The following is a 25762-nucleotide window of genomic DNA, read 5'->3' as shown; positions in this document are numbered from 1 at the left end:
GCGCGTCAGTCCACGGTCAGCTCGATCGGCACCGCGAATACGTCCACCATCGCTCCGTTGCGCAGCACCGTCACCGGCAACGAGACTCCGATCGCGTCGGCGAACAGTTGACGTTGAATGCCTTGCGCATCACGTACTTGTGAGCGCGCGACGCTGAGCACCAGATCACCGCGGCGCAATCCGGCATGGTCGGCGGGACCGCCGCGCACCACCTCCACGACGCGCACGCCCGCAGGCTGCCCGGTGCGCTCGGCGACATTCGCCGGCAGCGGCGCGGGCACCCCGACCAGACCGAGGTAGGCCCGGCGCACCTGCCCCTCGCTGAGCAGAGTGCTGATGATGCGCCGGGTCGTCGTGTTGATCGGAATCGCAAGGCCGAGGCCGACGCCCGCCACCGCGGTGTTCACCCCGACTACTCGACCCGACGAATCTGCCAGTGCACCACCGGAATTGCCGGGATTCAGTGCGGCGTCGGTCTGGATCACGTCCTCGATCACCCGCCCCGCCCGCCGCGACGCGACCGGCACGGCACGGCCGAGCGCACTGATCACGCCCGCGGTGACCGAGCCCGCCAACCCCAGTGGACTTCCTACCGCAACCACCAGCTGGCCGACTACCAGCTTGTCGGCGTCGCCGAGAGCGACCGCGCCAGGCGCTCCGCCACGGGCGCGCAGCACCGCGAGATCCGACAGCGGATCGATGCCGACGACGTCGATCCTGGATTCCACCCCGTCGGCGAAGACCACCTCGCCATTACCCGCCGAGCCGACGACGTGCGCGTTGGTCAAGAGGAAACCGTCGTCGGTGAACACCACCGCCGACCCGGTCCCCCGCCGCGTCCGCACGCTCGCCACGTGCGGCGTCACCGATGCCGCGACCGCGATCACGGTCCGCGAATAGGCGTCCATCGCAGCATCTTCCGCGCGCTCTGCCGAGGATCGAATCGACTCGTCGTCCACGACGGCCCCCATCCTGCTGCCCGACTCATAACCTGTCTTCACCAGGATGCGCCTTTCGCGGCCGATTGCGCACCCTGTTCGCCTCCGGCGCAATCGGCGACCAACCGGCCGCCGACCAGGTCAACGCGCCAATCCGTGCGACACGCGGCGAACCCTGCTCGCATCCCGGCACGGGCACGCTGGGGCAGGGGTGCGGTCAGCGGCGGGGGCCTATGCCGTCGCGCAGCGCTCGCGCCACATGGCCCAGCTCATCGCGGATCGCGCTGGTGACCTGGTCGCGTCCGCGACGCGAGCACTCGCGCCCAGGATCGGGATCCGATTACGCCGACGGCACGCGGTCCAGGAAGCCGAATACTCCGGCAATGCGCCCGTCCGACGCCAGCGTGATCACATCCGAGCCGGCGACCGGCGCGCTCCCGTCGGCCACCGAGACCAACTCCCAGGAGAACCGAGCGGTGTCATGATGTCCGTCCACAGCGCCGACCACCCGGAACTCGAACCCGGGAAACTGCTGCTGCACGCCCCCGATCGCGGCGGTCAGATCCACGTGCCCGCTGACCTCGGCAAGCGGATCGGTGTAGGACCCGTCCTCGGTCCACGCGGCGGCGACTGCCGCGGCGCGCGCCTCGTCATCGGTGGCATTCCACGCCGTGAAGTACCGGCCCACCGCATCCTCATACTGCGACATGCTGAATTCTCCTCTGTCGTAACGGTTTTGGTCCTCCAGCTCGATCGCTCGAACCGGATGCCTCAACCATGCCCGGTTCCGATCGGCGAGTCGATTACGCAGGAGGTAATGATTCAGCGCGCGCTCGAGTGGGTGCGGGGAGACAAAGGCGGACACCGCCGTCGAGCACAACATTGTCATATCCGATGGCGGTGTCGCGCAGGTGATCTCAGTGTTCGGCTACCAGCTCCGGGTCCGGCTCACGATCATCGGTCGGCGCCATCACCGCTTCGCCGCGGGCGACCATGCCCGCCTCGTCGGAGAGTGTCAGGTGCGGGATGAACAGCGCGAGCAGCAAGGCGAGCAACGCGCCGGGGATCAGATACCAGAAGCCGGGTACGAGTGCGTCGACGTACGCACCGACGATCGCGTCGTGCAGGTTCTCCGGCAAGCGCTTGACCACCGACGGCACCAGCGCGCTCGGATCGAGTTTCGCCGCCGCCGCCTCCGGCCCGTGCGCTACGAACACCTCGGTGAGGCCGTCGGTCAGCCGACTGGTGAAGATGGAGCCGAAGATCGCGACACCGAGCGCACCGCCCATTTCCCGGAAGTAGTTGTTGGCGCTGGTTGCGGTGCCGATCTGATTGGGCGCCACGGCATTCTGTACGACGAGCACGATGATCTGCATGAGCAAGCCGAGGCCGGCGCCCATCACGAACAGCATCGCCGAAACAACCCACATCGCGGTATTCGCGTCCAAGCGGGTCAGCCATAGCATGTCGAGGGCGATGAGCGCCGCACCCAGCGGCGGGTAGGCCCGGTATCGGCCGGTCTTGGTGACCGCGGCCATCGACGTCATCAGGGTGAGCATCAGCCCGACCATCATCGGTATCAACAGCAGGCCGGAAACCGAGGCGGAGGCGCCGGTGGCCATCTGCAGGTAGGTCGGGATGAAGGCGAGCGCCGCGAACATCACCAGGCCGACCAGGAATCCGATCACCGAGGTCAGCACGAAGGTCCGGTTGCGGAACAGCCATAGCGGCAGCATCGGCTCCGCAGCGCGCGCCTCCACCATCACGAACGCCGCGACCACGACCACGAGCGCGGCCATCATCGTCACTATCACTGTCGAACCCCAGGCGTACTGCTTGCCACCCCAGTCGGTGATCAGGATCAGCAGCGTGGTCGCCGACGACATCAACACGACACCGAGATAGTCGGGCCGGCTTTCGGGCCGGTGGCTGGGGATGTTCAGATACCGGAATGCGATGACCAGCGCCACGATTCCGACAGGCACGTTGATCCAGAAGCACCAGCGCCAGTCGAGATGGTCGGCGAAGAAGCCGCCGAGCAGCGGCCCCGCGACCGAGGTGATGCCGAAGACAGCGCCCATCGGGGCCATGTACTTGCCACGATCCTTGGCAGGCACGACATCCGCGACGATGGCTTGCGCCAGGATCATCAGGCCGCCGCCACCGACACCCTGCAGCCCGCGGAAAACGATGAACTCCCAGAAGCCCGTCGAGGCGGCCGCACCGATCGAGGCGACGGTGAAAACCGTGATCGCGAAGAGGAAAAGCCAACGCCTGCCGAACATATCGCCGAATTTGCCGTAGATCGGCATCACGATGGTGGTGGCGAGCAGATACGATGTGGCGGTCCAGGCCATGTGGGAGATGCCGCCCAGATCGCCGACGATGGTCGGCATCGCGGTGCCGACGATCATCTGATCGAGGCTGGCCAGGAACATCCCCGCGATCAGCGCGGAGAAGATCAGCCAGATCCGCTTCTGGGTCAGGACAATGGGGGTAGGCGGCGAATCAGCCGTCGTGGTCATCGACACGTCTCCTTTTCGAGCCGGCCGGCCGGTCGAACAGCCGAGCGGCCATCGCACAGTGATCGCGTATTGCAGTCGCCAGTGACCCGGTCGGGTCATCGGCCAAGGACATCACCGCCCTGGAGGTGATGGTTGTCACGAGTCCCGCTGTGAGCGCGGCGAATTCGGGTGTTGCCGCAGCGCCCATCCGCGCCGTCAGAAGTTCGCCGATGGCGGCCTCCAGCCGGACGCCGGAGGCGACGAAGGCCGCCAACACCCTCGGCTCGGTCTTGATGATCTCCGTCACCAACGAGATGCCTTCGCGCACTTCGTTTTCCGGCTCGAATCCCCAGGCGAACAGCCAGGTGAGATCGTCGATGAGAACGCCGGTCGGACCGCCCGCGATGAACTGCTCCCGCAGTTCCGGTGTGCCGATCTCGCCGACCGGGCCGACCACCGCGTCCATCTTCGTCTCGTAGTAGTTGAAGAACGTGCGCGGGGAGACCCCGACCGCCTTCGCAATGTCATCGACGGTCGTCGCGTCGAGCCCGTGCTCGACCGCCAAACGCCGTGCGGCGAGGCTGAGGTCGAGGAGGGTCCTGCGCTTCTTCTGCTCGCGCAAACCCATCGGTGGCGCGTCGTGCTTCGCCTGAGACATGCCGGAGAATTTAGCACGATCTGCAATATTTCATAACCTGCAATATTGATCCGGCGGGCAATCGGCCGCGCTGCGCAGCGGCCATCGGCAGGTCCGAGCGGATACCGTGGCAGGAAAGACAGTCCCGCGAGAATGTGGTGCGGTAGTGAAACTGTTGCTCACCGGAGCGTTCGGCAATATCGGCTCACATGTGCTTGCCGAGCTGCTGCGGCGCAAACATGAGGTCCGCTGCTTGGCCGCGCGCACACCCGCGGACGAGCGGCGTGCGGCGCGATTCGCGTCCGGCACCGATGTCCGCTGGGTAGACATCCGGGACGCGGACGCGGTCGCCGACGCGGTCGCCGGTGTCGAGGTGGTGCTGCATTTCGCGGCGGTGATTCCACCAGCCAGCGACGACGATCCCGGGTACGCCAGGCAGGTCAATGTCGAGGGCACCGCCAACGTGATCGCCGCCTGCCGAGCGCTGTCGACATCGCCTCGACTGATCTTCGCGTCCACCTTCGACGTGCACGGTCGCACGCTGGACAAGCCGCCGCCGCGCCGCGTCGAGGACCCGCTGCAGGCCACCGATGCCTACAGCAGGCACAAGATCGAGGGCGAGGCGCTGGTGCGGCGCAGCGGACTGACCTGGTTCATCCCGCGTTTCGCCGACGTGCCGATCATCGGCGTGCGCAAGGCGGAGCCGATCATGTTCGAGATCGGCCTCGACAACCGGATCGAGGTGCTCCACCCTGCGGACGCCGCGTTGGCCATGGCCAACGCATTGGAGACCGAACTGGTCTGGGGCACAACGATGTTCATCGGCGGCGGCGCCTCGTGCCAAGTCACCTACCGGCAGTTCGTCGCCGGTGTGCTCAACGCGATGGGGCTGCGGATGCTGCCGGAGTCGGCGTTCAGCGACAAGACCTACGCCACCGACTGGCTCGACACCGAGGCGAGCCAGCGGATGCTCTGGTATCAACGCTGCGACTTCGACACCATCACCGCCGATATCGCCGCGACACTCGGCTGGAAGCGCCACTTGATGCCGCTGAGCCGCCCGTTCGCCGAACGCGCGATGCTCCGGCTGTCGCCGTACTACGCCGAGGCCGCGGACGGCTCGTGAGCGAGTCCGTCAACGGCCGGACTGCGCGGCCGCGGCAGGTTTGCGGTGCAACCCCTTTCGATCGTAAAAGCGCGTGACCACAGCGCCCCCCAGCAGCCCGATGGCCAAGCCGAGCACCGCCATCCCGGTGCCTCGGTACAACCCGGCGGCGCCGTTGGCGTTGAAGTACAGAATCGACCGGACGCCGAGGAAGACCTGATGCATCGGCTCGAAGGTGGCCAGCCAGGCGAAGTACGCCGGTGTGGCTTCGATGGGAACGGTGCCACCCGAAGACGGCAGGCCCAGGACGATGAAGAGGATGAGGTTGACCAGCAGGCCCGCGGTGCCGAGAGCGGCGAGCACCGACAGCGCGGTGACGCCGACGGCGACGATTGCGAGCACGCAGTAGAGGAACAGGGCCAGCGGATGATCCAGCGGCACATCCAATAGGGTGGCGACGCCGAGAAAGACCGCCGAGACGATGGGGGCGGTAATGACCAGGATCGCCCACTTGAGCAGCAGCGTACGGAACCGGGATATCGGGGCCGACGGATAGTGCACGTACCACGGCCCGTACTCGGTCGGCGCGAATCCCAATGCGGAGTCGGTCATGGAGTGGATGATCATGGCGCCGGTGAAGCCCGCGAGCAAGACCATCAGCGTGTAGAAGAACGCGGACAGCCCCTGTCCGGTGCCGTCGGGCAGCGGGCGATACGGCGCGACCACCACCTGGATCGGATGGGCGAGCATCAGTTGGCTGGCTCCGGCGAGCTCGGTCCCCGGCGTTCCGGAAGTCGGCTGCAACTGGGCGTGCACGGTATCGATGAGCTGCTTGCCGACTGTTTCGTCGACCCGGCTCAATGCTTCGTCGGCGATGCGCTGCATGACCGCGGTGGCGAAACTGCCCGCGCGCGGGTTCGTGTGGACGGTGATCATGGGCTGCTCGACGGCGCCCGGCACGACACCGGCCACGCCGAGAATTGCCAGCCGTTTGGTGAAATCACTGGGTATGACGATGGCGCCGTACGCGTGCCCCTGCCGTAGCTGCCGCTGCGCTTCGGCGAATCCGACGACATGCAGGTCGATCTTGTCGGACGGCAGGTTCGCGACCAGGGCCTCGGTGATCTGGTTGCCCACATTGGCCGGCTTGCCGCCGAGAACGTCGCCGTCGTCCTGATTGACCAGAGCGACCGGGAAATCGTGCAGGTTCTTCGTGGGATTGACGACGTACGCGAGATACATCGTCGCCAGCAGCGCCATGAGCAGTGTGACCACGGCGATCGGGGCGATCCAGCCCCGCATCCGCAGGTGGCGGACGGGTCGATCGGCAATGTCGTCAGTCGTCATGGGCGAACCGTAATCCGTGCCGGCCACGGGCGCCTGTCTACCCGACGAGTCCGCCTTTCCGATGACGGCACGACCGACAGTCTGTTGTCCCGGCGGTGACACAATCGTGAACGGAATATCCAAATTGACTTATCGGCAGCCGACATCCGCGTACGCTGCGAGGATGTCGGCCGCTTCACAAGAGCGGCGGCGCAGACGCTGTCACAGCCTGGCAAACACAATCGGCTCTCTTGGGCGTACACACTGATCGGCCCTGCTGGAGTCTCGGTCGGTACCGAGCAGGTGCCGGCGACAGTGATACCGCTGCCGAGTGCGACGCACTCCCACCCTGGTGTCCTGCCACCCGGTCTGATTTTTGGGCAACCGCAAGACAGGCGGTCGATTCGATGACCCCACTGCACATTTCCCTGGTCACTGTGGTGATTACGTTCGCAACCGTAGTCGTGTGGCCCACCTCCCTGCTCCATCGACCGATCATTTTCTTGCCATCCTCGCCGCCGCCTCGCCGAGGTGAAAGTCCTCGACGCGACAGCCGATCGTCGATTCGCGCGGCGCGGGCGAATGCCCACACCGCCCCCGAAACATCCCTCACAATCGATCAGGCGCACACGGTGATGCAGCAGCACATGAATTGTCGGATTCGCCGCTGTGGCCGCAAAGCGGCCGCATTCGCCCTCCTCGTCGACGCCAACCACATCACGCCCGACCGCTCATACTTCCGATCCCGATCGTGACGCCGAGCCGACGCCCGGCGCCGGCCGTGAGCGGATAACAATTCTTCGAAATACGCGACGACACTGTGCGCGAAATACGCTCCTACGCGTGCGCGGAAAGTAGCGTGTTGTCAGCGATCGAAACGTCCGCACGCATATCTGCCGTGGGGGTGCCCGGGAATTCCATACCGAACGCTTCAACTTCGTCTGAAGGGGTCGCCGTGCGTCGCGTCTACACCACTCACACTGTCATCGGAATCACGCTGATCCTCATCGCCGCCTCCGCATGGTTCGGCGTGATCACGAGCTGAACGTTCAGCGCAACCATCCCTTCCGTTTGATATAGACCAACGGAATCACCGCCGCTACCAACGTCGTCACCGTGGTAGCCAGGAAGCCGTGCTGCCATTCCAGTTCCGGCATCCAGGTGAAATTCATGCCGTAGAACGTCGCGATCAGTGTCGGCGGTAGGAACACAGCGGTAATGATCGTGAACACCTTGACGATCTGATTCTGCTTCACGTCCAGCCAAGTCATCACCGACTGCTGCAGGTACCGCACCTTGTCGTGCTCGAAACCCGCGTGCTGCTTCACACCGTCCATATCGGCGATCAGGATGGCGATCAAGCCCTCCAGGTCGCCGCCTCGCGTGTCGGCCATCAGGTGGCGGGCGGCCCGGGCCAGTTGTAGCTGGGTCTCCTGGACACGGGAGACGATCTGCTCGGCCGCGTTCATCCGGGACATGGTGCCGCGCATGTCCGCGACGCCGATCTCGCGGCCGCGACGGTCGTAGCCGTTGGTGGCCATTTCGATGTCGCCGTTCATCGCTTCGAGTGCGTCGCTCGCGTAGTGGATCACCCGCTCCGATTCCTCGTTCAGCGCCCAGAGCAGCGCGTACATCACGCCGTGCGGGGAGCCGGTGAGCACCGGATTGCGGCGCATCTTGGCGACGGCCTTGTCGAACAGGGTGAAGGGACCGTCCGGTTGCAACGTCACCAGGAAGTCGCTGCCAAGGGCGAACATGATCGTGTCACGTTCGATGGTGTCACCGCGTTTGTGGTTGACGACGACCGGCAAGTAGATGAAATCGTCTGTCTCCCATACTCGATTCCGCGCCGTCGCGAAATCGACGCCAAGCCGCTCCCGAAGCACCGCCGCGGTGTCGGAGTCGGTGGCGGAGAGTGGAATCCAATGCTGCTGTAGAACTTCGGTGTCGAATCGGTCGGTGAGCACGGCCGCCGCGGTCGTTGTCATCGGCTACTGCCCGTAGGAGGAGTGCGCGGGTGAGACCGACGACGAGCCGACCGGCTGTTGCGCATGCACATAGTGCATCGTCAGCAGGGCCGCGCTGATCAGCAGATAGAGGCCGATCGTGAACCAGATCGCCTGGCGCTCCAAATTCGGTGCGCGGTGCGGTGATTCGATCTTGTCGAACAGAGTGGCCATGGTAGGGCTCCAATACTTGCCGTCGTCTTGATCTGGCTGCGCGCAGCATCGAGCCGCGCCCGGGTATCGGCCGACCACAGCGAGATTCGCCAGGCCGTACCGAACGCAATCGACCGGGCACTCGGAAAGTCCGAGGCGCCGGCCTGTCGGGTCGAGAGGTTGTGCTGGATGTGTGCCGCTGCCGACGACTCGTCGGCAGCGGGCGACGCGCGCAGGTCAACGACGAGCGGGCACAACCCGTTTCGCAAGGGCAGCCCGGCTGTAGACGTCGATACTGTCATCCGGCATCTGCCGCTCACCCCGCTTCGTCGGTTGAACCCGGCGCACGAATTGCGCCACCATTCATTAGAAACCCGAACTTGCGTGTCCGTCAATCAGTTGCGCAAGTATTCACCAACGCGACGGAATCCCCGGCCGCACAACGCGAGTGCCGTACCGCTGGGTCTGACTTCGGCGTTCTCGGACGATCAGTGGATCTCGCCTGTCAGCTGGCGATCTCGCTGACATCGTTGTGTGGATGCAGTGTGCGGAATTTGCTGCCGTGGAAGACAAGCGGGTCGACCTCGCCGGGGGCGGCGAGGCGGTTGATGCGGAGCAGGACTACGGCGTGGTCGCCCGCGGGCACCTGAACCTCGACGACGCCTTCGATCCACGCGGAGGCGCCGTCGACGAAGATCGCGTCGGTGGCCCCGCGGTAGAGGTCGACATTATGGAAGCGGTTGCCGTTGCGGGTGCTCAGTGCGCGGGCCGCGTCTTCCTGATGGGTGCCGAGCAGGCTCAGGCCGAGGTGGGTCGCGTTGCGCAGCTTCGGCCAGGTCGCCGAGCTGTTCTGGACGCAGAACGACACCAGGGGCGGGTCGAGGGAGACGGGAACGAAGGTGCTCACCGCCAGGCCGTGCCGGACGCCATCGATCTCGGCGCATACCGCGACCACGCCACTCGGGAAGCTGGCGAAGGCGCGGCGCAGGCCCGCGCCGTCGGCGGGAAATTCGAAGAGGTCATGCATGATTCGCGGTCCTTGTGCCTAGTGCCTGCGCGACGGCACGCCACCGATCGGTGTAGCGCTCGATCACACCGTCTTCCTGGAATGTGCGGTCCGAGAGGTAGAGCCCAGGCAGGGCCGCTGTCGCGCCGAGTTCGACGAGCACCGGCTTCAACAGCAGATCCGGCGCCAGTGCATGGACAGGACCTGCGCCCAGCATGACCGGGACGGCGACGACATCGGCCAGTCCGGTGCCTCCGTCGAATTGTTCGAGGAACAGCTTCAGCAGGCCGGTGTAGGTGGCCTTGAAGGTGGGGCTGGCGAACACGACCAGCTCCGAGGCCGCGACGGCCTGCACCGCCGCGGCGACCGCGGGGTCGCCCCACGCCAGCAGGCCCGCACCGAAGGAGACGAGGTCGATCACCGCAGGCTCAGCATCCGGGCGCAGCCCCTTCGCGACAAGAGTGGCCGCGGTCAGGGTTCGCGAGGCGGGCTTGGGGTTTCCGACGACGACCGTCACTGTCACTTTCGTATCCTTCTCTCGCTCTGGCGCTTTTCGGCTGATGGCTTGGGGTCAGATCACCCCGTGCAGCGGTGGTGGCGTGTCGTGTAGCAATGCTCGGCCGATGTGCTGGTACTTCCACCGAACCGGGTCGTGCAGCGTGTGGGTGCGCGCATTGCGCCAGAAGTGGTGCAGATTCAGATCCGCTGCGACGCTGCGTGTTCCACCCACTTCGAACAAAGCGGCCGACACTTCGTTCGCGGCTCGGTCGGACAGCACCTTGGCCGTGGCGACCGCGAGCGACGCGTGCGCCGCCACTTCGGGTGCAGCACCGCCCGACCCACCGTCGGTCGCGGCGTCGACAGCGGCACCCGCCGCCACGAGCGTCGCCTCCGCCGCCGCGACCGCTACCGACAACTCGCCGAATCGCTGGATCAGCAGCGGGTCGTCCACGGCCCTTGTGACGTCCGCTTCGAACCAGGGACGACTGGTGGTTCGGACGAATTCCGCCGCCGCCGTGAGTGCGCCACGGGCGATGCCCGCGTCGATCGCGGCGTGCAACAGTTGAGCGAAGGCACCGTATCCGGTGGGCGCGTGAACGGCCGCCGAACGCGCGATCAGCTGGCCGCCTTCGACCACGACGCCGTCGAACGACACCGTCCCGCTGCCGGTGGTGCGCTGCCCGAGGCCGTTCCAGTCGTCGATGATTCGAACACCCGCGGCGTCCGCGGGAAGGAAGGCGACATATTCCCCCGCAGGCAGGCCACTGCGCTCTTCCGGATCCTCCAGCCGCGTGAGCACGGCCAGCAGATCCGCGAAAAGTGAACCGGTGCAGTAGTACTTGACGCCATCGATACGAAACCGGCCTGCGGCCGGCCGGACAGTTGTCGCGATATCGGTGACCGTCGCGCCGCCACGCTCGGACTGCGCGTTCGCTATCCGCCCGCCGTCGAGCACCCTGGCGAAATAGCGCCGCCGCTGCTCCTCGGAACCGGCCAGGCGCAACAGATTCAGATAAACGAAGTGGCTGTGCGGGATCTGCGCGATATTGGGGTCCGCCGCGGCGAGAATACGCACCACCTCGGCCACGGTGCTCGGCGGGAGATCGGCGCCGCCGTACGCCGAGGGCACCGTCACGGCGAGCAGCCCACTCGCCGCGAGCCGGCCGACCTCCTGGTGCGGCAGCTCCCGTTCACGGTCCCGCGTGGCCGCCCCCGACGCGAACCCGGCCGCGAGTTGGGTGGCGACCGACCGTGCCTGCGCCGCGGACTGGATACGGTCGGCGCTGACCGCGGTCATCGGCTACCCACCGCCGCGGACGTGCGCGCCGCCCCCACTACCCGGTCGTCCGCACTGGCGACTGCGTGTAGGTCGTCCAGTTGTTCGGCGACACCGTCGAAGTCCCTGCCGTTGGGAAAATCCCAGCCGATGCGCCGTTCGATGTCGCTGGTGACCAGTCCCCCGCCGACGTTGGGCACCCGGTAGGCGAAGCGGATCTGCTCGGCGATGTTCTCCGTGGTCATAGCTGCTGCTCCAATATTGTCGGGGAACCCGTCGATCGGAGGCCGGGCACGGCCGTGCACCCGGCGCTCCTTCTACTCCAGCACCGCAATCCGGTCGGCACGAGGGTTTGAATCTGTGCGATCGGATCGGCGGATCGACCAGGCGGTGGCAAGGGTGTTCGAGAAGGGTCACGGTTCGTCGGGGGCGGCGGACACGGCCTGCGCCATTTTCACCAATGCGCCATGCAGCGCTGTCGCCACCCCTCCTGCCCTGTCCCCGCGCAACACGACCTCGGTGAATCCCTCGATCAACGCCGTGCCGGGGTCGAGCAGGCCATGGCCGAAACCTGCTCCACCACGCAGACTCTCAGTGATCAGCCTCCGCTGCGCTTCTTGGCGCGCGCGAAAATTGCCGGCCGTATCGAGTGCTCGACCGAATTCGCGAACGATCGTCACGTACACCGGCCGCTCGTCGTAGTCGTGCCGATCGGCACGTTTCCGGGTTGCCGAGGCCACCGCCCCTGCCGCACGGATCGGGTTCGCGACAGCGGCCCTGTCGAGGACGATCCAGGTCGCCGGGGCCTCCGGTTGCTCCCCCTCAGGAACCTCCTCTCGCACCAGGCGTGACGGCGCGCCGTCATGTGTTTCGGCGATCTCGATGCCCCGCAGGGGAATCGGATATTTCGCGAGCATGTCGTCGACAGCAACCGCGATTTCGCGAATAGTGGGTTCAGAGATGCCGGCCGTGTCGAAGCCGATGATCTCCAAATCATGTTTAGCCGCCATCTCGCGGGCGATTCGCATCGCTTCGTCATCGGTCCAGGCGCTGGCCGGTCGTCGCGACACCACGGAATCGTGGTGACGAGATCTGGCCCGCCAGCGAGGCGCCGGCGCGGGCACGATGGTAGCGCCGGTACTCGGCATCCGGGGCGCAGACACGTCAGTGGCGCCAGCACTCGGCAGGTGGAGCAAAGGCTGGGCTCCGGCATCAGGACTCGGCGCTCGCGGCGCGGGCACGTCGGACCCACCGCTGTCCGGCACGCGAAGCGCAGACACAGCTCCCGCATCAGCACTCGGTACGACAGGCACAGCGTCGGCACTCGGTACGACAGGCACAGCGCCAGCACTCGACACGCCCGACACCGGCATGTCGGCACCACCACTCGGCACACGCAGCGCAGACGCAGCGGTGCCCCTGGCGCTCGGCGTGCGTGGCGCGGACGGTCGAGAGGATGCACCGGACACGGGTCGGCAGGATGAGCTCGCGAGTGCCACCGGCGGCCTGCGTGACCACGGCGTAGGGCCCGGCTTACGGGCGACGGCGGAGTTGCCCGCTGACGGACCATTGACCTTCGCGGCCACCGCACTCGTGTCGATAACGGGCGGCAGTACCGCGCCTCGGGTACCCGAGATCGTCGAGTCGGGAAGGTGATCGCGCTGGCCGCTGTCCATGAGCGCTTCCGCGCTCGCGATGGCAGCCTTCAATTCCCCGACGGTTCGAGACGCCGCCGAGATGAGGTGCTCCAACGTCGACACCATCGCGTGAAGTTCGCCCGGGTTGATCGGCAACGACTGACTCACCGATGTCTCCTGCTGGTCGTTGCGGCGATCAGGTCGTGCCGAGTGGACGGGGTGCACCAGCCTTCCGATCTCACGTTGGCGCGTCAGCCGATTGTCGCCCACCCGAAGCCTGGTCAACTCCGTCCGGTACCTCCGATATTGGGAAGGCTCGACAATGTGACGTCAGCGGCGGAACGGGTTCGACCGGAGCACACCGCATCGTGGGAACGTCCTAGGATTCACCCATGTCATTCGCTGTTCCCGACCTCTCCGGCAACCGGTCCGAGCAGTACCGCCAACTCGTCGAGCAGGCCGAAGCGCTGGTCACCGGTGAGCCCGACCGCATCGCCAATGCGGCCAACCTGTCGTCGCTGGTATTTCACGCGCTGCCCGATCTCAACTGGGTCGGCTTCTATTTCTATAACGGGCAGGAACTCGTCGTCGGGCCTTTCCAGGGCAAACCGGCATGCGTCCGAATTGCACTCGGCAAAGGCGTGTGCGGAACCGCAGCCGATACGCGAGAAACCCAGCTCGTGCCCGACGTGCATGCCTTCCCCGGGCATATCGCGTGCGACGGTGACACCCGATCGGAAATCGTCGTGCCACTCGTTCGCGACGGTGAACTCGTCGGAGTCTTCGATCTCGACAGCCCTCGTCCGGACCGCTTCGACGCGATCGATCAATACGGACTGGAAGCCGTCGCGCACGTCTTTCTGGCCGCCATCTAGACCGAGCGCACGGCCCCTGAACCGGTCAGGCTCGATGATTGCGTTGCCGACCAGCGCGCCCGCGCCCACCGGACACAGCCAACACGCCCGTTCTGATCCCGGCTCGGTAAGCAGCTGGTCCTCGACAAACGAGAAGGCACGCACAGCACCGGCCGGAGATTCCCATGGGCTGCCCGCATCACGATCGAAAAAACGCTGTCCGTGCCATATCGCGTCGGCAACCGCGATCAATCAGTTGCGCAAGTATTCCCATCGTGCGACGCTACCCACACGGTGGAGGCGGAAGTGACCGAGCACGGCGAATCGCCGGGTCCCATCCCGGCAGATCGATTACACGACGCGGCAGCAGTTTTCGGCATGCTCGCCGCTACCGCCCGCCTCCAGATCCTGTGGCTGCTCAGCCAGGACGAGCGCGATGTCGGAACCCTGGCCGCCGAAATCGGGCAAACCGTCCCCGCGGTGAGCCAGCACCTGGCGAAACTCAAGCTGGCGGGTCTGGTTCACGCCCGAAAAGCAGGCCGCCACAATGTGTACGCCATCTCCCACCCGGACATCGCCGACATCGTCCGTCTTGCCTTCCGCCACCACCTCCGCGGGACTGCGATGCCGGGGACGATCGAGCCCTGAGCTGCCGCGACAACGGCCACCGGTGACTACTCGGGCTGCTGCAGGTTGTAGACGGTGGCGCCGCCTACCGAGGTCGGCGTGAAGGTAGCCCCGACCCATTCCGCGATGTCAGCGTGCCCGCTGCTCTGTGACCCGCCCCGCCCCTTGCCCGACGCCTGCCCCTCGCTCGATACTGCCTCTTGGTCCGATGCGGGGCCCTGGTCCGTCGTTTGCCCCGCACCGAGTGCGGAGCCTTGGCCCTGCCCCGGACCTCGGCCGGCCGCCTGCCCTTGATCCGGAGCCGGTCGCTGCCCTGGCTCGCGAGTTCGGGAGTTCCGAGGCGGCATCACGATGTAGTAGGTGACCTCGCCCTTCTTCACATAGTCCTGGAACTCGGCGAGCGACGGTGTCGGGTCGTTCTTGAAGCCGCCGATGGCCATTACCGCAGTGTCGCTGGATAATTCGAGCGCGGCCGCAGGCGAGGAGTGATCGATGGCGGCGGACCATCGTGTCGTGGTGGCTCGCAGCATCGCGTCCAACTGCGGGCTCGCCGCGTCCGCACCCGAGTAGCCGCCGGAACCCCGTCGTCCCGGCTCGGCGGGGCCGACGACGGGGCTGCCACCGGTGTGCGCCTGCCCCAGCGTTGCCGCCGCGTATGCTGACGTGCCGCCGAGCCCTGCGAGGACACCGACGGCGATCAGCACGGTCGAGAAGCGGCGCAGCCGAGACCACGAGGTCGCGGCAACGCCAACGGCGGCAACAATCGTGACGACGAGAATGGCCCATCGCAGCAACGGCAACCACTCCGAATTGCGCCGTAGCAGCACGAAACCCCAGCCACCACTGGCAAGAATCAGTGCCGCGGAGCCGTACCGGCCGAGGGCGCGATCGCGCAGCCGCCACATTTCGGCCACGCCGAGCCCGAACAGTCCGGCGATCGCAGGCGCTATGGCGAGGGTGTAGTAGGCGTGCATGCCACCGTTCATGTAACTGAAGACGATGCCGTCCACTACCAGCCAGACGCCGAAGACGAGCGCACCCGCTCGGACGACATCGGTGCGCGGACGACGACCACGGGCCATCAACACCAATACGCAGGCGAGCAGTGCCGCGGGGATGAGCCAACTGATCTCGAATCCGATTTCACCGGTGAACAGTCGGGCACCGCCCGCGTGGGAGCCGACGCCACCGAATCCGGAGCCCCCGCGACCGGGATAGACCTCCTGCGGCTGGAGGCCGGCAGGCATGCCCGCTCGCCCGGCTCCGCTGTCGCGGCCCTGGATGCGCTGCAACCCGTTGTAGCCGAACACCAGGTCCAGGAAGGTGTCATCCGTCGAACCCGCCATATAGGGGCGAGAGCCCTTGGGCCACAACATTGTCAACACGACATACCACCCGGACGACGCGACGAGCGTGACGGCAGCACCGAGCAGGTGCAGTATCCGTTTGCCGAGGGTGGTCGGCGCGGCAAGCAGATAGGCAATCCCCAACGCGGGCAACACCATCAGGCCCTCGAGCATCTTCGCGAGGAAAGCGAAGCCGAGCGCGACCCCGGCCACGGTGAGCCATCCGGCGCCTGCCCGCGGCAGGGCCCGAATTGTGCAGTAGGCGCCCGCTGTCATCAGCAGCACCATGACGGCATCCGGATTGTTGAACCGAAACATCATGGCGACCACTGGTATCAACGCGAGCACCGCGCCCGCGAGCAGTCCGGCTCCGCGCCCGCTCACCCGAGCGACCGCGCCATACAGCAGCGCCACCGCGGCCACCGCCATCAATGCCTGTGGCACCAACATGCTCGCGCTGGAGAATCCGAACAGCTGCCCGGACAACCCCATCACCCACTGCGATACCGGCGGTTTGTCGACAGTGATGAAGTTGCCGCTGTCCAACGACCCGAACAGCAGTGCCTTCCAATTCTCCGCCCCGGCCTGCGCCGACGCCGCATAGAACCCATTCCCCATACCATTGACGGTGATGTTCCATAGGTACGCGACGCCGGTCCCCACCAGTAGCGTCGCCAACCCGAGGCGCTCCCGCGCCCGATCGGACAACCCGGAGTGCCTGCGGTCCCCCGGCGACGATCTCAGGTTCGCTGTCTCCACGAGACTCGCACCATCGGCATTGATCGACGTCTCAGCGGTATCGGTCACAGCGGAATTCTCGGCACCCCAGGATCACGTCCGCTGTGTACCGGCTGGCAGTTTCCTGTGAGTGTCACCACCACCTAGGTCACGCCTGCCGAATCAGCGACAAGGCAACGCCCGGAGTTCCGTGCGGAACTCCGGGTCGTCGGCGCTGTCTGCCGCTGCACGTCTAGACCGGCTGCGCTACCTCGACCTTTCGCGCGGTGATCTGGATCCCCGGTTCGCCCGTGATGCGTTCGACCGTCGCACCGGCGACCGGCAGATCCTCGACGAGCTGCCGTCCGTCCTCCAGATCGAGGCCGTAACCAGCGATGTAGGTGCGGAAGAACGGCAGGCAGGCGCGTGCCATCGGACGCGGCAGCCGCCACCGATCGACGAACCCTTGGGCATCCTCGAAGGTGCAGCCACGGTCGGCCTCGATGATCAGCAGCAGACCGCCCGGACGCAGCACCCGGATCATTTCCGACAGGCCCTTGCGCTGATCCGGCCAATGCTTGATCGACCCGGAGCTGAGAACGGCGTCGAAGCTGTTGTCCGCGAACGGCAGATCCATCGCCGAACCCTGCCGGAACTGGACGCGGCCGCCCAGCGGCGCCCCGCGCTTCTGGGCGCGCCGGACCTGCTGCGGTGACAGATCGATGCCGCTGAGCTGCAAGTGCTCGCCGGCGGTGGCCAAGCCGACCGCGAGTTGTCCACCGCCGCAACCGACATCGAGAACCTGCGCCTTGTCCTTCAATTCGGCGGCGACGTCGTCGAACAGTGTCGGGGTCATGTCACGGACCGCGTCGGAGATGAAGTTGTCGTAGAACCAGGAGTCGATCGGGTTGTAGCGCTTGGTCTTATCCAACAGAACGGTCATGGTTTTCTCCTAGACGCGGGTAGCGAACTTGATCTTCTTGGCAAGGGTGGGAAGTTCCTGCTGCGCGATGATCGCTTCCTGGACCCGCTCCCGGCTGGAGCGCACGATTTCCATCGCCTCCTTCACCGCGACATCGATATCCATCACGGTGGGGATGTCCAGTACCTTCATGATCGATTCCAGCCGCTGCTCCGGGGTGCCGCGCACGGTCACCACGGGCTGGCCGAGCTCACTGATCGCATGCAGCAGCTTCTGATCGGAGAGGGCGCGGTAGCGCTCGTCGACCGGGCGGTGGCCGTCCGGATCCATCGGCACCTCCACCGGGAGGTGGAAGAAGATGTCGTAGTTCTGCCTGGCGCGCTGTCTTGCCATGTCCCCGTAGGCATTCAGATAGCGGCGATAGAACGGCCGACCGGGCAGGGTGATGGTGTTCTTCAGGACCTTGTGCCATCGTGCCGATCCGGGATTGGGGCCGGTGATCAGCCGGGTGGTGCCATAGATCCACTCGTTGAGCACGGAGCCGTCGGCGACGAATCCGCCCTCGGCGTCCAGGATGGCCTCGGCCTGGATCCGCAGTTCCAGGCGGCGGAAGCCGAGCGCCATGAGTTCGGTGGTGCTCAGATCCTGGAAGCGCATACCCGGATACAGTTCGGTGACCACCTCACGTGCCGACGAGGCGTCGACCCGGGGAATGCCGGTCAGCAGGGACAGTGCGGTCGAGGTGGTGGTCTTCCCGGTGGAATAGGTTCCGGAGATCACGATGCGTCGATAATTGATTCCCGACATGGGATGCCTTTCTCGGAGAACAGGTTCCGCGGAACTACGCGGGAAGTCGATGGGCCAGGTCGTATCGGATCTCGCAACCCGCGAAATCCGATTCCCAGGTGGATATTCGCCAATCGCCACCGCCGAAGGTGAGGATCATCGACCGCACCATCTGCGTCGATGCCGGGCCGGGCGCATAGGGCGGCGGCGCAGTGGCGGCCCGGGCCGTCATCCGTCGCATCCACAGCGTTTCGCTGTCCTTGCGGGCGATATTGTCCAGTTCGTAGAGCAGGACCTGGGACAGCTGCGCCAGGATCACCGTCGCGTCGACCAGCGTCACGGACGGCTGGTAGGCATCGGCGACGCCGCGCCCGCCTCCTGGCGAATCCTGCTCCACCAGTTCGAATTCGGCGCCGGCCCGGCTTTCCTCACTGGCTATCACGACGTTGCGCAGGTACTGACCGCGCGCATAGACCGCGCCGTGAAAATATCCGTGTCCTTCCTCCAGCACAGTGCATGGCTCCATGGTTCGCAATCGCGGTGTGACCGGTAGTGCGACAGTGGCTTCCAGCGCCATGGTCGCGCCGAGCTCGCTGGTGACGGTGATCGAGGAGTCCCCGACCGCGGTGACGGTTGCGACGATCCGGAACTGGTCGAGCGATTCGGTCGCCGCGGTGCCGCTGCTGAACTGGATGTAGGACAGCCACGACGACCGGATTTCACCCGGTGTCAGTCCGCAGAACTCTCGCAGGATGACCTCGAGCAGGCGGTAGCCGAAGATCGAGCAATCGATGCTGCTCAGATGCGGCTCGAGCACCCGGGAGCTCTTCTGCGACCAGTCGAGCGGATAGGTCACCCCTGCCGAGGCGGTGAGTCGTGGTCTGCCTGCCGGATCGTGATCCAGCGCGATATCGAAGATGTGGTGGGCGATTCGCTTGTAGCCTTCGCCGAAGAAGCGGCCCTCCCGGTGGCCCAATACGGCGTCGATGGTGTCGAATGCGATCAGTTCGGTGGACATGCCGCGTCCTTTCAGGCCGCGACCGGCTCGTCGCCGGGCGTCTCGAATTGGCTGACAATTTTGGTACCCAGACCGCGCAGCGACAGGCCCCTGCTGATCTCGAGCGCGGAAATCTTGAGGTCGAGCGCCTTTTCGGTGCGGGCGCCGAATTCCATCGCCATCAACGAGTCCATACCGAGGTCGGTGACCGGTTCGTCGATATTGATGGTGTCGGTCTCCACGCCGAGCACCACCGCGAGTTGGTCGGCGAGCCGCTGCGCGATGAAATCGACTCGCTGCTCGGTCGGCAATGTGAGGATCTCGGCGCGCAGCGTGCCGCCCGATGGGCCGCCGACGCCGATTTCGGCGAGCAGTTGGCGGAACCGGTGGGTTTCGGTGGAAGGCCGAGCGCCGCGCGACCACACCTCCCAATCGATGTCGGCCACCGCGGCCTGCGCGGTGTCGAGTGACAGACATTCACGCAGCAGCGTGGTCGCCCTGTCCATGTCGATGGGGAGGAAGCCGAGCATCTTGACGTACTCGACCAAGGCCTCGGTGGTGTCGGCCATACCGCCGCCACTCATGAAGCCCCAGTTCACCGACAGCACGGCCGCGCCTCGACCGCGCCGGTTGGCCGCAAGCGCGTCGAGCGCGGCATTGGCTGCGGCGTAACCGACCTGCGGAGTGATACAGCCGAGTGCGCTGATCGAGGAGTACAGCACGAACATGTCGAGCTCGACTCCGGCCGCATCGGTGGCCCGGTCGAGATTCTCGGCGCCGCGCACCTTGGCGAACAGGTCGTCGACCGACTCGCGCGTGATCTGCGGAATGGGCAGATTGTTGACCACCCCGGCGGCGTGGAAGATGCCGCGCAACGGCCCGGCCGCGCCGTCGATCCTGGCAATCAGACCGACCGTGGCGTCATAGTCGGAAATGTCGAGGCGCTCCTGGATCACTTCGACTCCTGCCTCGGTGAATTCGGCGATCTGGGCGCGGGCCTGTGGGCTGGCAGCGCCGCTGCGCCCCGCGAGCACCAGCCTGCGCGCCCCCTCCCGAACCAGCCAGCGGGCCGTGGCGAGACCGAAGCCGCCGAATCCTCCCGTCACGAGATAGCGTGCGGCAGGGTCGATCCGCGGATATTCCAGCCTCGGCCGCACCATCGGTTGATCCTCACGGAAGTCCACTACCACCCTGCCGACCTGATCCGCCCTCGCCACCGACTCGAACGCGGCGACGAGTTCGGACAGCCGATAGGCGGTGTAGGGCAGGTATTGGTAGGTGCCGTCGCGCAGGGCCTGCTGGGTGATCCGCATCGGCCTGCGCAGAATCTCCGGATCGTGCGCGAGCGCCCGATCCATGTCGACGGCGATGAATGTGAGGTTGCGGTCGAACGGCCCGAGATCGATGACGCCGCCGGTGTAGATATCGGCTTTGCCGATGTCGATGATCCGGCCGAATTCCGCTGCGACACGGAAGTTCTGCTGCAGGATCTCCCCCGGCGCCGAGCTATAGACCACGTCCACGCCACGCCCGCCGGTCAGTCGCGCGATGTCGTCGACGAAATCGGCCGACCGCGAGTTCAGCACCTCGTGCGCACCCACCGACCGCACGTGCTCGCGTCGTTCCGGCGTGCCTGCCGTCGCGATCACCCGAGCGCCGATATTCAACGCGACCTGTACCGCTGCCATGCCCATGCCGCCCGCTGCGCCATGGATCAGCACGGTCTCACCCGGCTGCAACTTGGCCAGCGCGCGCAAACCGAATTCGGCTGTCAGGAAAGGCAATCCAGAACCGCAGGTCAACGGGTCGTAGTATTCGCCGGGCTCGAGCGGATGCGGCAGCGTCGCGCCCGCGTCGGCGGGCATCGTGACGTATTTGCGCAGGATGTCGCCCGCGCACACCATCATCCGGTCGCCGATGGCGATATCGGTGACGTCCGGCCCGATCCGTTCGACCAGACCGGAGCCCTCCATACCCACTGTCATTCCGAAATAGGTGTCGCCGAGTTCCTTTTCGGTGAGAACGCCGATGATTTTCATGGCGTCCTTGTAGTTCAGTCCGACGGCATCCATCCGGATCTCGATCTCGCCGGGTCCCGGCGCGACCCGGTCGATTTCGCGCAGCGCCAGATCCGACATCAGCCGGGACCTGGGGATCTCCACCTCGAAGGATTGGTCGGGCCGCGACAGCGGTCCGGGCTGCTCGCGCTGCTCGAGGTAGGACCCGAGGTTCTGCTCGAGCCGCACGGCCCACTGCGCGGCACCGCGCACCGCGATCTCATCGACGATGTCCTCCGCCAGAATCAGATCCGCGGCAGGCTGCCCTGCGGTTCCGTCCAGATCGATCAGTCGCCACCGGGCCACCGGCTGCTCGTTGAGCAGCGCCCGGCGCGCGCCGATCAACGCGCCGTGGCGGATTCGGGCAGAGGAGTCCGCGGGCGTGCACAGTGCCTGTTCGGTGACCAGGACACCGCGAATCCGCACCGCCTCGTCGTCGTTGCGCAGATCCTCGACGGCCTTCGCGATTCGGGCCAGCCAGTAAACGTTCTGAGCGGCCGCGAATTCGGTGTCGAAGACGACGACCACCCGGATCCGTGGGCCGACCGATACTTCTTCGGTGCGCAGCGCGAGTCGCAGCCGTTCTTCGGTGCCGTCGTCGGCGGGATCGGTGATCACAACGGTCCGATCGGACCGATCCCCGAGCAGCGCGACCGCGCGATCGGCAGCGTGGGGCCCGACACAGACAGTGACGACGACCTCATCGGATTCGGTCTGTTCGGCGGATAGTTGTGGGTCGATGATCTCCCAGATCGGCTGGTAGAAAACCTGTTCCAGCTGATGTGGAATATCGACAGCCGCGCTGACGGGACGGAATTCGACTCCGGTCATCCGCATCGCGACCTCGCCGTGCTCGCCGACGATCGCGATATCGGCGCGCAGCGGATCGCTGCCCTGCCTGGTCACCACCACCCTCGGGCGCTCGGGCAGCTCGCCGAGCCACCGCACGCCCGCGATCGAGGCAGGCACGATGGCGACATCGGAATTCGCAGCCGGACCGGCGGCCAGTGCGGCAACGCACTGCAATGCCGCATCGACGATGGCCGGGTGGGCCAGATGCCGGTGTGCGACCTCGACCGGCGCCAGTGACGCGACGACAGCATCTCGGCCGACGACGGCCGACACGATGCGCTGGAAGGCAGGCCCGTAGTCGAGCCCGCGAGAAGCCAAGGCGCGGTACAGATCCGGACCCGCGATGACCGTGGCGTCCGCCGGTGCGCCGATGTTCTCGAGCGCAGGCTCGAAAGCGGCCTCGATCAGCCGGCCGTGGGCGTTCAATGTCCAGTTCACGGTATCGGCCGAACGCGAACGGATCATGAATCGGCGCGTCGATTCCTCGACGGTCACCCGCAGCACCGGCACATCGTGTTCATCGATCACCAGCGGCGCGACGAATTCCACCGACTCCAGTCCTGCGCTCGTACGGCCGGTGCGCTCGATCGCGGCGCTGAGCGCGGCATCCAGATAGGCGGCGCCCGGCAGCACGACGTAACCATCCACGACATGGTCGGCCAGCCAGGGCAGACGCGAAACCGAAAGCTGCACTTCCCATTCCGATGACACGGCCGAGATGGAGTCGCCGAGCAGCGCACGGCTGTCCGGCGTGCCGAGCCGGTCGAGCAACGTGACCGGCTCGTCGTGCCAGATGCGCTTGCGCTGCCACGGGTAGGCGGGCAGATCGACGTGTGCGACCACGGAGGCGGGACTGCCCGGGATCGACGAACCGTCCAGCGAGCCCGCGACATACAGATCGGCCACCGCGCGCAGCACATGCCGGCGGTCACGCCGGTCACGCGCCAGCGTGGTCACCGAGGCACCGACCACGCCCCGCTGGATCAGCATCTCCCGGATGTTGCCGCTGAGCACCGGGTGCGGCCCGACCTCGAGAAACACCCGGTGCCCAGCGTCGACCAACGCACCGATGGCGTCGGCGAACCGGACGGGCTCACGAACATTGCGGCACCAGTAGTCGCCGGTCCAGGTGTCGCCCGTGATCTCGTCCGCCGTCACGGTGGAATAGGTGGTTAGCTTCGCATCCCGCGGTGCGAGCGAGGCCAATTCGGCACGCAGCTCGTCGAGGATCGGGTCCATGAGGTGGCTGTGATAGGGCACCTCGACCCGCAGGGTGCGGGCGAAGACACCGGTGGAAGCCAGCATGTCGCGCAGCATCTCCAGGTCCTGGCTGTCGCCTGCGAGGGTGATCGAGCCGGGACTGTTGACCGCGGCGATCGAGATGCCCTCGGTGCGCGCGAGCAGCTCGCGCGCGTCGGCCTCGGACATGCCGACGGCGAGCATCCCGCCGGTGCCCGCCGTCGAGGCCTGCAAACGGGATCGGTGATAGCTGACGGTCACCGCGTCGCGCAGCGACAGTGCGCCGGAGACGTACGCGGCGGCGACTTCACCGACGCTGTGACCGACTACCACCGACGGATAGATGCCGTAATCGGCGAGTTCGGCGGCCAGCGCCGCCTGCAACAGGAAGTTGGCGGGCTGGGCGAACGCGGTCTGCATAATGCGCGAATCGGCCTCGTCGGCGAGCATCTCGTCGAGGATCGACCAGCCGGCCACCGCGACGAACTCACGGTCGATCTCGCGCGCCACCCTTGCGAAAGTGCAGTCGGCGGTGAGCAATTCACGGCCCATTCCCCACCACTGCGGACCCATGCCGCTGAACACGAAGACCGGCTCGACCTCCCCGTCACCGACGATCCGGCTCGGTGCGCGGCCCTCGCCCGCGGCGAAAGCGGCCAGCTGGGCGCGCAAGTCCTCGGCGTTCTCGTAGGCGAACCCGACGCGCAGTGGGTGGTGGGCGCGGCGGGTCCATGCCGCCGCCGTCACCGCCTCGATGGGCTGCTCGGCCAGCGCCGAAGCCATCTCGCCCGCGAGTGTCCGCACGGCGGCCTCGCCGCGTCCGGAGACCGGCAGCACGCGCAGTACCGGACGCTCGTCCTCGGTTGCCGGCACCGGCCGCGGCGCTTCGCCGAGCACGACATGTGCGTTGGTGCCGCCGTACCCGAATCCGTTGACCGCGACGATGCCCTTCCCCGGTGCTGCGGGCAACGGCTCGGCAGCCAACGGAACGCGCAGCCGTAGCTCGCCGAAGGGGATGTCCGGATTCGGCGTATCGAGCGAGCATTGCGGCGCCACGGTGCGGTGGTGCAGCGTCAGCGCCGCCTTGATGAGACTCGCGACGCCGGCCGCCGCTTCGGTGTGCCCGAAGTTGTTCTTCACCGAGCCGACCGGCACCGGTTCATTGCGGCCGTCCACTGCGCCGTATACCGCTCCCAGCGCCGTCAATTCGATCGGATCGCCCACGGCGGTGCCGGTGCCGTGCGCTTCCAGATAGCTCACCTCGTGCCCCGCAATGCCGGCGTCCTCGCGGACCTGTCGCGCAAGTTGTTCCTGGGCAATAGGATTCGGCACCGGAATGGCGATTGTGCGACCGTCCTGGTTGACCCCTGTCGCACGGACGACCGCGTAGATGCGGTCGTTGTCGCGCTGGGCCGCCTCCAGCGACTTCAGCAGCACCGCGCCCGCGCCCTCCGCACGGCCGTACCCGTCGGCGGCCGCGTCGAAGGTCTTGCAACGGCCGTCGACGGCGAGGAAGCGACCCTTGCACATGGAGATGAACGTCTCCGGCTGCAACATGGTGTTCGCGCCGCCGGCCAGTGCCATTTCGCACTCACCGTTCGTGATCGCCTGGACCGCCAAGTGCGTGGCGACCAGCGACGACGAGCACGCCGTGTCGACAGTCAGGCTGGGTCCGTGCAGGTCGAGCAGATACGAGATGCGGTTCGACAGCAGGGTGTGCGAGGCGCTCATCGCGGTGTGATTCGTGATCGCCTCTCGCACCAGCGGACCACTGCGGCCGAGCACGTTGTCGAGAATGAATCCGCCGATGTAGACGCCGACGGAATGTCCGGAGACCCGCCCGGCCATCCCCGCGTCGTCGAGCGCCTCCCAGGTCACCTCCAGCAGCAGCCGCTGCTGCGGGTCCAGGATGGCGGCCTCGCGATGGGCGATGCCGAAGAAGTCGGCATCGAAATCCCATAGCGGTTGAGCGAGGAAGCCACCGCGCCTGGTGTACATCCGGCCCGGCGCCTCCGGGTCCGGGTCGTAGTACTTCTCGACACTCCAGCGATCCGCCGGAATATCGACGATGCCGTCACCCTTCGCGAGGAGAAAATTCCAGTAGCTCTCCGGGTCGAATACGCCGCCGGGAAATCGGCAGCCGATACCCACAATTGCAATGTCGACCATTATCACTCCTGGTCTACGGAAATTAGATATGCCGAACCCCACCCGCAGCATAAATATCGATCGAGCCTCTTCGCTCGCGATGTCCATAATATTCGCGGGGTGGTTCA

Annotated in this window: 19 protein-coding genes and 1 pseudogene; 3 read left to right on the top strand and 17 right to left on the bottom strand. The window is 66.2% G+C overall.

The genetic code is table 11. The annotated features are described in order from the left end of the window. Positions 1–5 precede the first annotated feature (5 nt). From ACFU4Z_RS25505 to ACFU4Z_RS25490, 4 genes are all read right to left on the bottom strand, one after another. A complete protein-coding gene (locus ACFU4Z_RS25505; RefSeq protein ID WP_379067382.1) occupies positions 6–908 on the bottom strand; it encodes a S1C family serine protease in 903 nt (300 codons plus the stop codon). 370 nt (positions 909–1278) lie between these two features. Beyond that, on the bottom strand, positions 1279–1647 hold the full coding sequence (locus ACFU4Z_RS25500; RefSeq protein WP_379067223.1) for a nuclear transport factor 2 family protein: 369 nt from the start codon (positions 1645–1647) through the stop codon (positions 1279–1281). A gap of 208 nt (positions 1648–1855) precedes the next feature. Next, positions 1856–3463, bottom strand: a complete 1608-nt coding sequence (locus ACFU4Z_RS25495; protein WP_379067221.1) for an MDR family MFS transporter — start codon at positions 3461–3463, stop codon at positions 1856–1858. Continuing rightward, positions 3447–4100, bottom strand: coding sequence for a TetR/AcrR family transcriptional regulator (locus tag ACFU4Z_RS25490; RefSeq protein ID WP_379067219.1), 654 nt, complete (start codon positions 4098–4100; stop codon positions 3447–3449). The genes ACFU4Z_RS25495 and ACFU4Z_RS25490 overlap by 17 nt, the downstream gene beginning before the upstream one ends. A gap of 145 nt (positions 4101–4245) precedes the next feature. Here ACFU4Z_RS25490 and ACFU4Z_RS25485 point away from each other — a divergent pair, with 145 nt between their 5' ends. Next, positions 4246–5205 (top strand): NAD-dependent epimerase/dehydratase family protein, encoded by a 960-nt coding sequence (locus ACFU4Z_RS25485; protein WP_379067217.1) that lies wholly within the window; start codon positions 4246–4248, stop codon positions 5203–5205. A 9-nt stretch (positions 5206–5214) separates the two neighbouring features. On the opposite strand, the gene ACFU4Z_RS25480 is transcribed toward ACFU4Z_RS25485, so the two are convergent. From ACFU4Z_RS25480 to ACFU4Z_RS25445, 8 genes and pseudogenes are all read right to left on the bottom strand, one after another. Then, a complete protein-coding gene (locus ACFU4Z_RS25480; RefSeq protein ID WP_379067215.1) occupies positions 5215–6531 on the bottom strand; it encodes a YhgE/Pip domain-containing protein in 1317 nt (438 codons plus the stop codon). A gap of 1028 nt (positions 6532–7559) precedes the next feature. Next, positions 7560–8498: a magnesium transporter CorA family protein gene (locus ACFU4Z_RS25475; protein WP_379067213.1), complete on the bottom strand. Its 939-nt coding sequence runs from the start codon at positions 8496–8498 to the stop codon at positions 7560–7562. 3 nt (positions 8499–8501) lie between these two features. After that, the gene (locus ACFU4Z_RS25470) at positions 8502–8690 is read right to left on the bottom strand and encodes a hypothetical protein (RefSeq protein WP_379067211.1); all 189 of its coding nucleotides are present in this window, start codon (positions 8688–8690) and stop codon (positions 8502–8504) included. A 484-nt stretch (positions 8691–9174) separates the two neighbouring features. After that, positions 9175–9696, bottom strand: coding sequence for a flavin reductase family protein (locus tag ACFU4Z_RS25465; RefSeq protein WP_379067209.1), 522 nt, complete (start codon positions 9694–9696; stop codon positions 9175–9177). After that, positions 9689–10198 carry an NADPH-dependent FMN reductase gene (locus tag ACFU4Z_RS25460; RefSeq protein WP_379067207.1) on the bottom strand — a complete coding sequence of 170 codons (510 nt, stop codon included), beginning with the start codon at positions 10196–10198 and terminating at the stop codon, positions 9689–9691. Before ACFU4Z_RS25460 ends, ACFU4Z_RS25465 begins: the two co-directional genes overlap by 8 nt. A gap of 48 nt (positions 10199–10246) precedes the next feature. Next, positions 10247–11473, bottom strand: coding sequence for an SfnB family sulfur acquisition oxidoreductase (locus ACFU4Z_RS25455; protein ID WP_379067205.1), 1227 nt, complete (start codon positions 11471–11473; stop codon positions 10247–10249). Between the two features lie 83 nt (positions 11474–11556). Continuing rightward, a pseudogene (locus ACFU4Z_RS25450) lies at positions 11557–11697 on the bottom strand (dimethyl sulfone monooxygenase SfnG); the annotation flags it as partial. 168 nt (positions 11698–11865) lie between these two features. Next, positions 11866–12522: a hypothetical protein gene (locus ACFU4Z_RS25445; protein ID WP_379067203.1), complete on the bottom strand. Its 657-nt coding sequence runs from the start codon at positions 12520–12522 to the stop codon at positions 11866–11868. Positions 12523–13481: 959 nt separating this feature from the next. Between ACFU4Z_RS25445 and ACFU4Z_RS25440 the strand changes: the two genes are divergently transcribed. Continuing rightward, the gene (locus tag ACFU4Z_RS25440; protein ID WP_379067201.1) at positions 13482–13964 is read left to right on the top strand and encodes a GAF domain-containing protein; all 483 of its coding nucleotides are present in this window, start codon (positions 13482–13484) and stop codon (positions 13962–13964) included. A 285-nt stretch (positions 13965–14249) separates the two neighbouring features. Continuing rightward, complete coding sequence (locus tag ACFU4Z_RS25435) at positions 14250–14591, top strand: ArsR/SmtB family transcription factor (RefSeq protein WP_379067199.1); 342 nt, start codon at positions 14250–14252, stop codon at positions 14589–14591. A 26-nt stretch (positions 14592–14617) separates the two neighbouring features. Here ACFU4Z_RS25435 and ACFU4Z_RS25430 read toward each other — a convergent pair whose 3' ends face one another. The 5 genes from ACFU4Z_RS25430 to ACFU4Z_RS25410 form a co-directional block, all read right to left on the bottom strand. Next, positions 14618–16660 (bottom strand): ArnT family glycosyltransferase, encoded by a 2043-nt coding sequence (locus tag ACFU4Z_RS25430; RefSeq protein ID WP_379067380.1) that lies wholly within the window; start codon positions 16658–16660, stop codon positions 14618–14620. 226 nt (positions 16661–16886) lie between these two features. Then, a complete protein-coding gene (locus ACFU4Z_RS25425) occupies positions 16887–17576 on the bottom strand; it encodes a class I SAM-dependent methyltransferase (protein ID WP_379067197.1) in 690 nt (229 codons plus the stop codon). A 9-nt stretch (positions 17577–17585) separates the two neighbouring features. After that, a complete protein-coding gene (locus tag ACFU4Z_RS25420) occupies positions 17586–18362 on the bottom strand; it encodes an ATP-binding protein (protein WP_379067195.1) in 777 nt (258 codons plus the stop codon). A gap of 34 nt (positions 18363–18396) precedes the next feature. After that, positions 18397–19359 carry an AvrD family protein gene (locus ACFU4Z_RS25415; RefSeq protein ID WP_379067193.1) on the bottom strand — a complete coding sequence of 321 codons (963 nt, stop codon included), beginning with the start codon at positions 19357–19359 and terminating at the stop codon, positions 18397–18399. A gap of 11 nt (positions 19360–19370) precedes the next feature. Then, positions 19371–25655, bottom strand: a complete 6285-nt coding sequence (locus tag ACFU4Z_RS25410) for an SDR family NAD(P)-dependent oxidoreductase (RefSeq protein WP_379067191.1) — start codon at positions 25653–25655, stop codon at positions 19371–19373. Between the last annotated feature and the right edge of the window lie 107 nt (positions 25656–25762).

Origin of the sequence: Nocardia sp. NPDC057440 (assembly GCF_042802915.1) — a bacterium.
Taxonomy (GTDB): domain Bacteria; phylum Actinomycetota; class Actinomycetes; order Mycobacteriales; family Mycobacteriaceae; genus Nocardia.
Note: the sequence above shows the minus strand (reverse complement) of the source record. Positions and strands in the feature narration are given on the sequence as shown.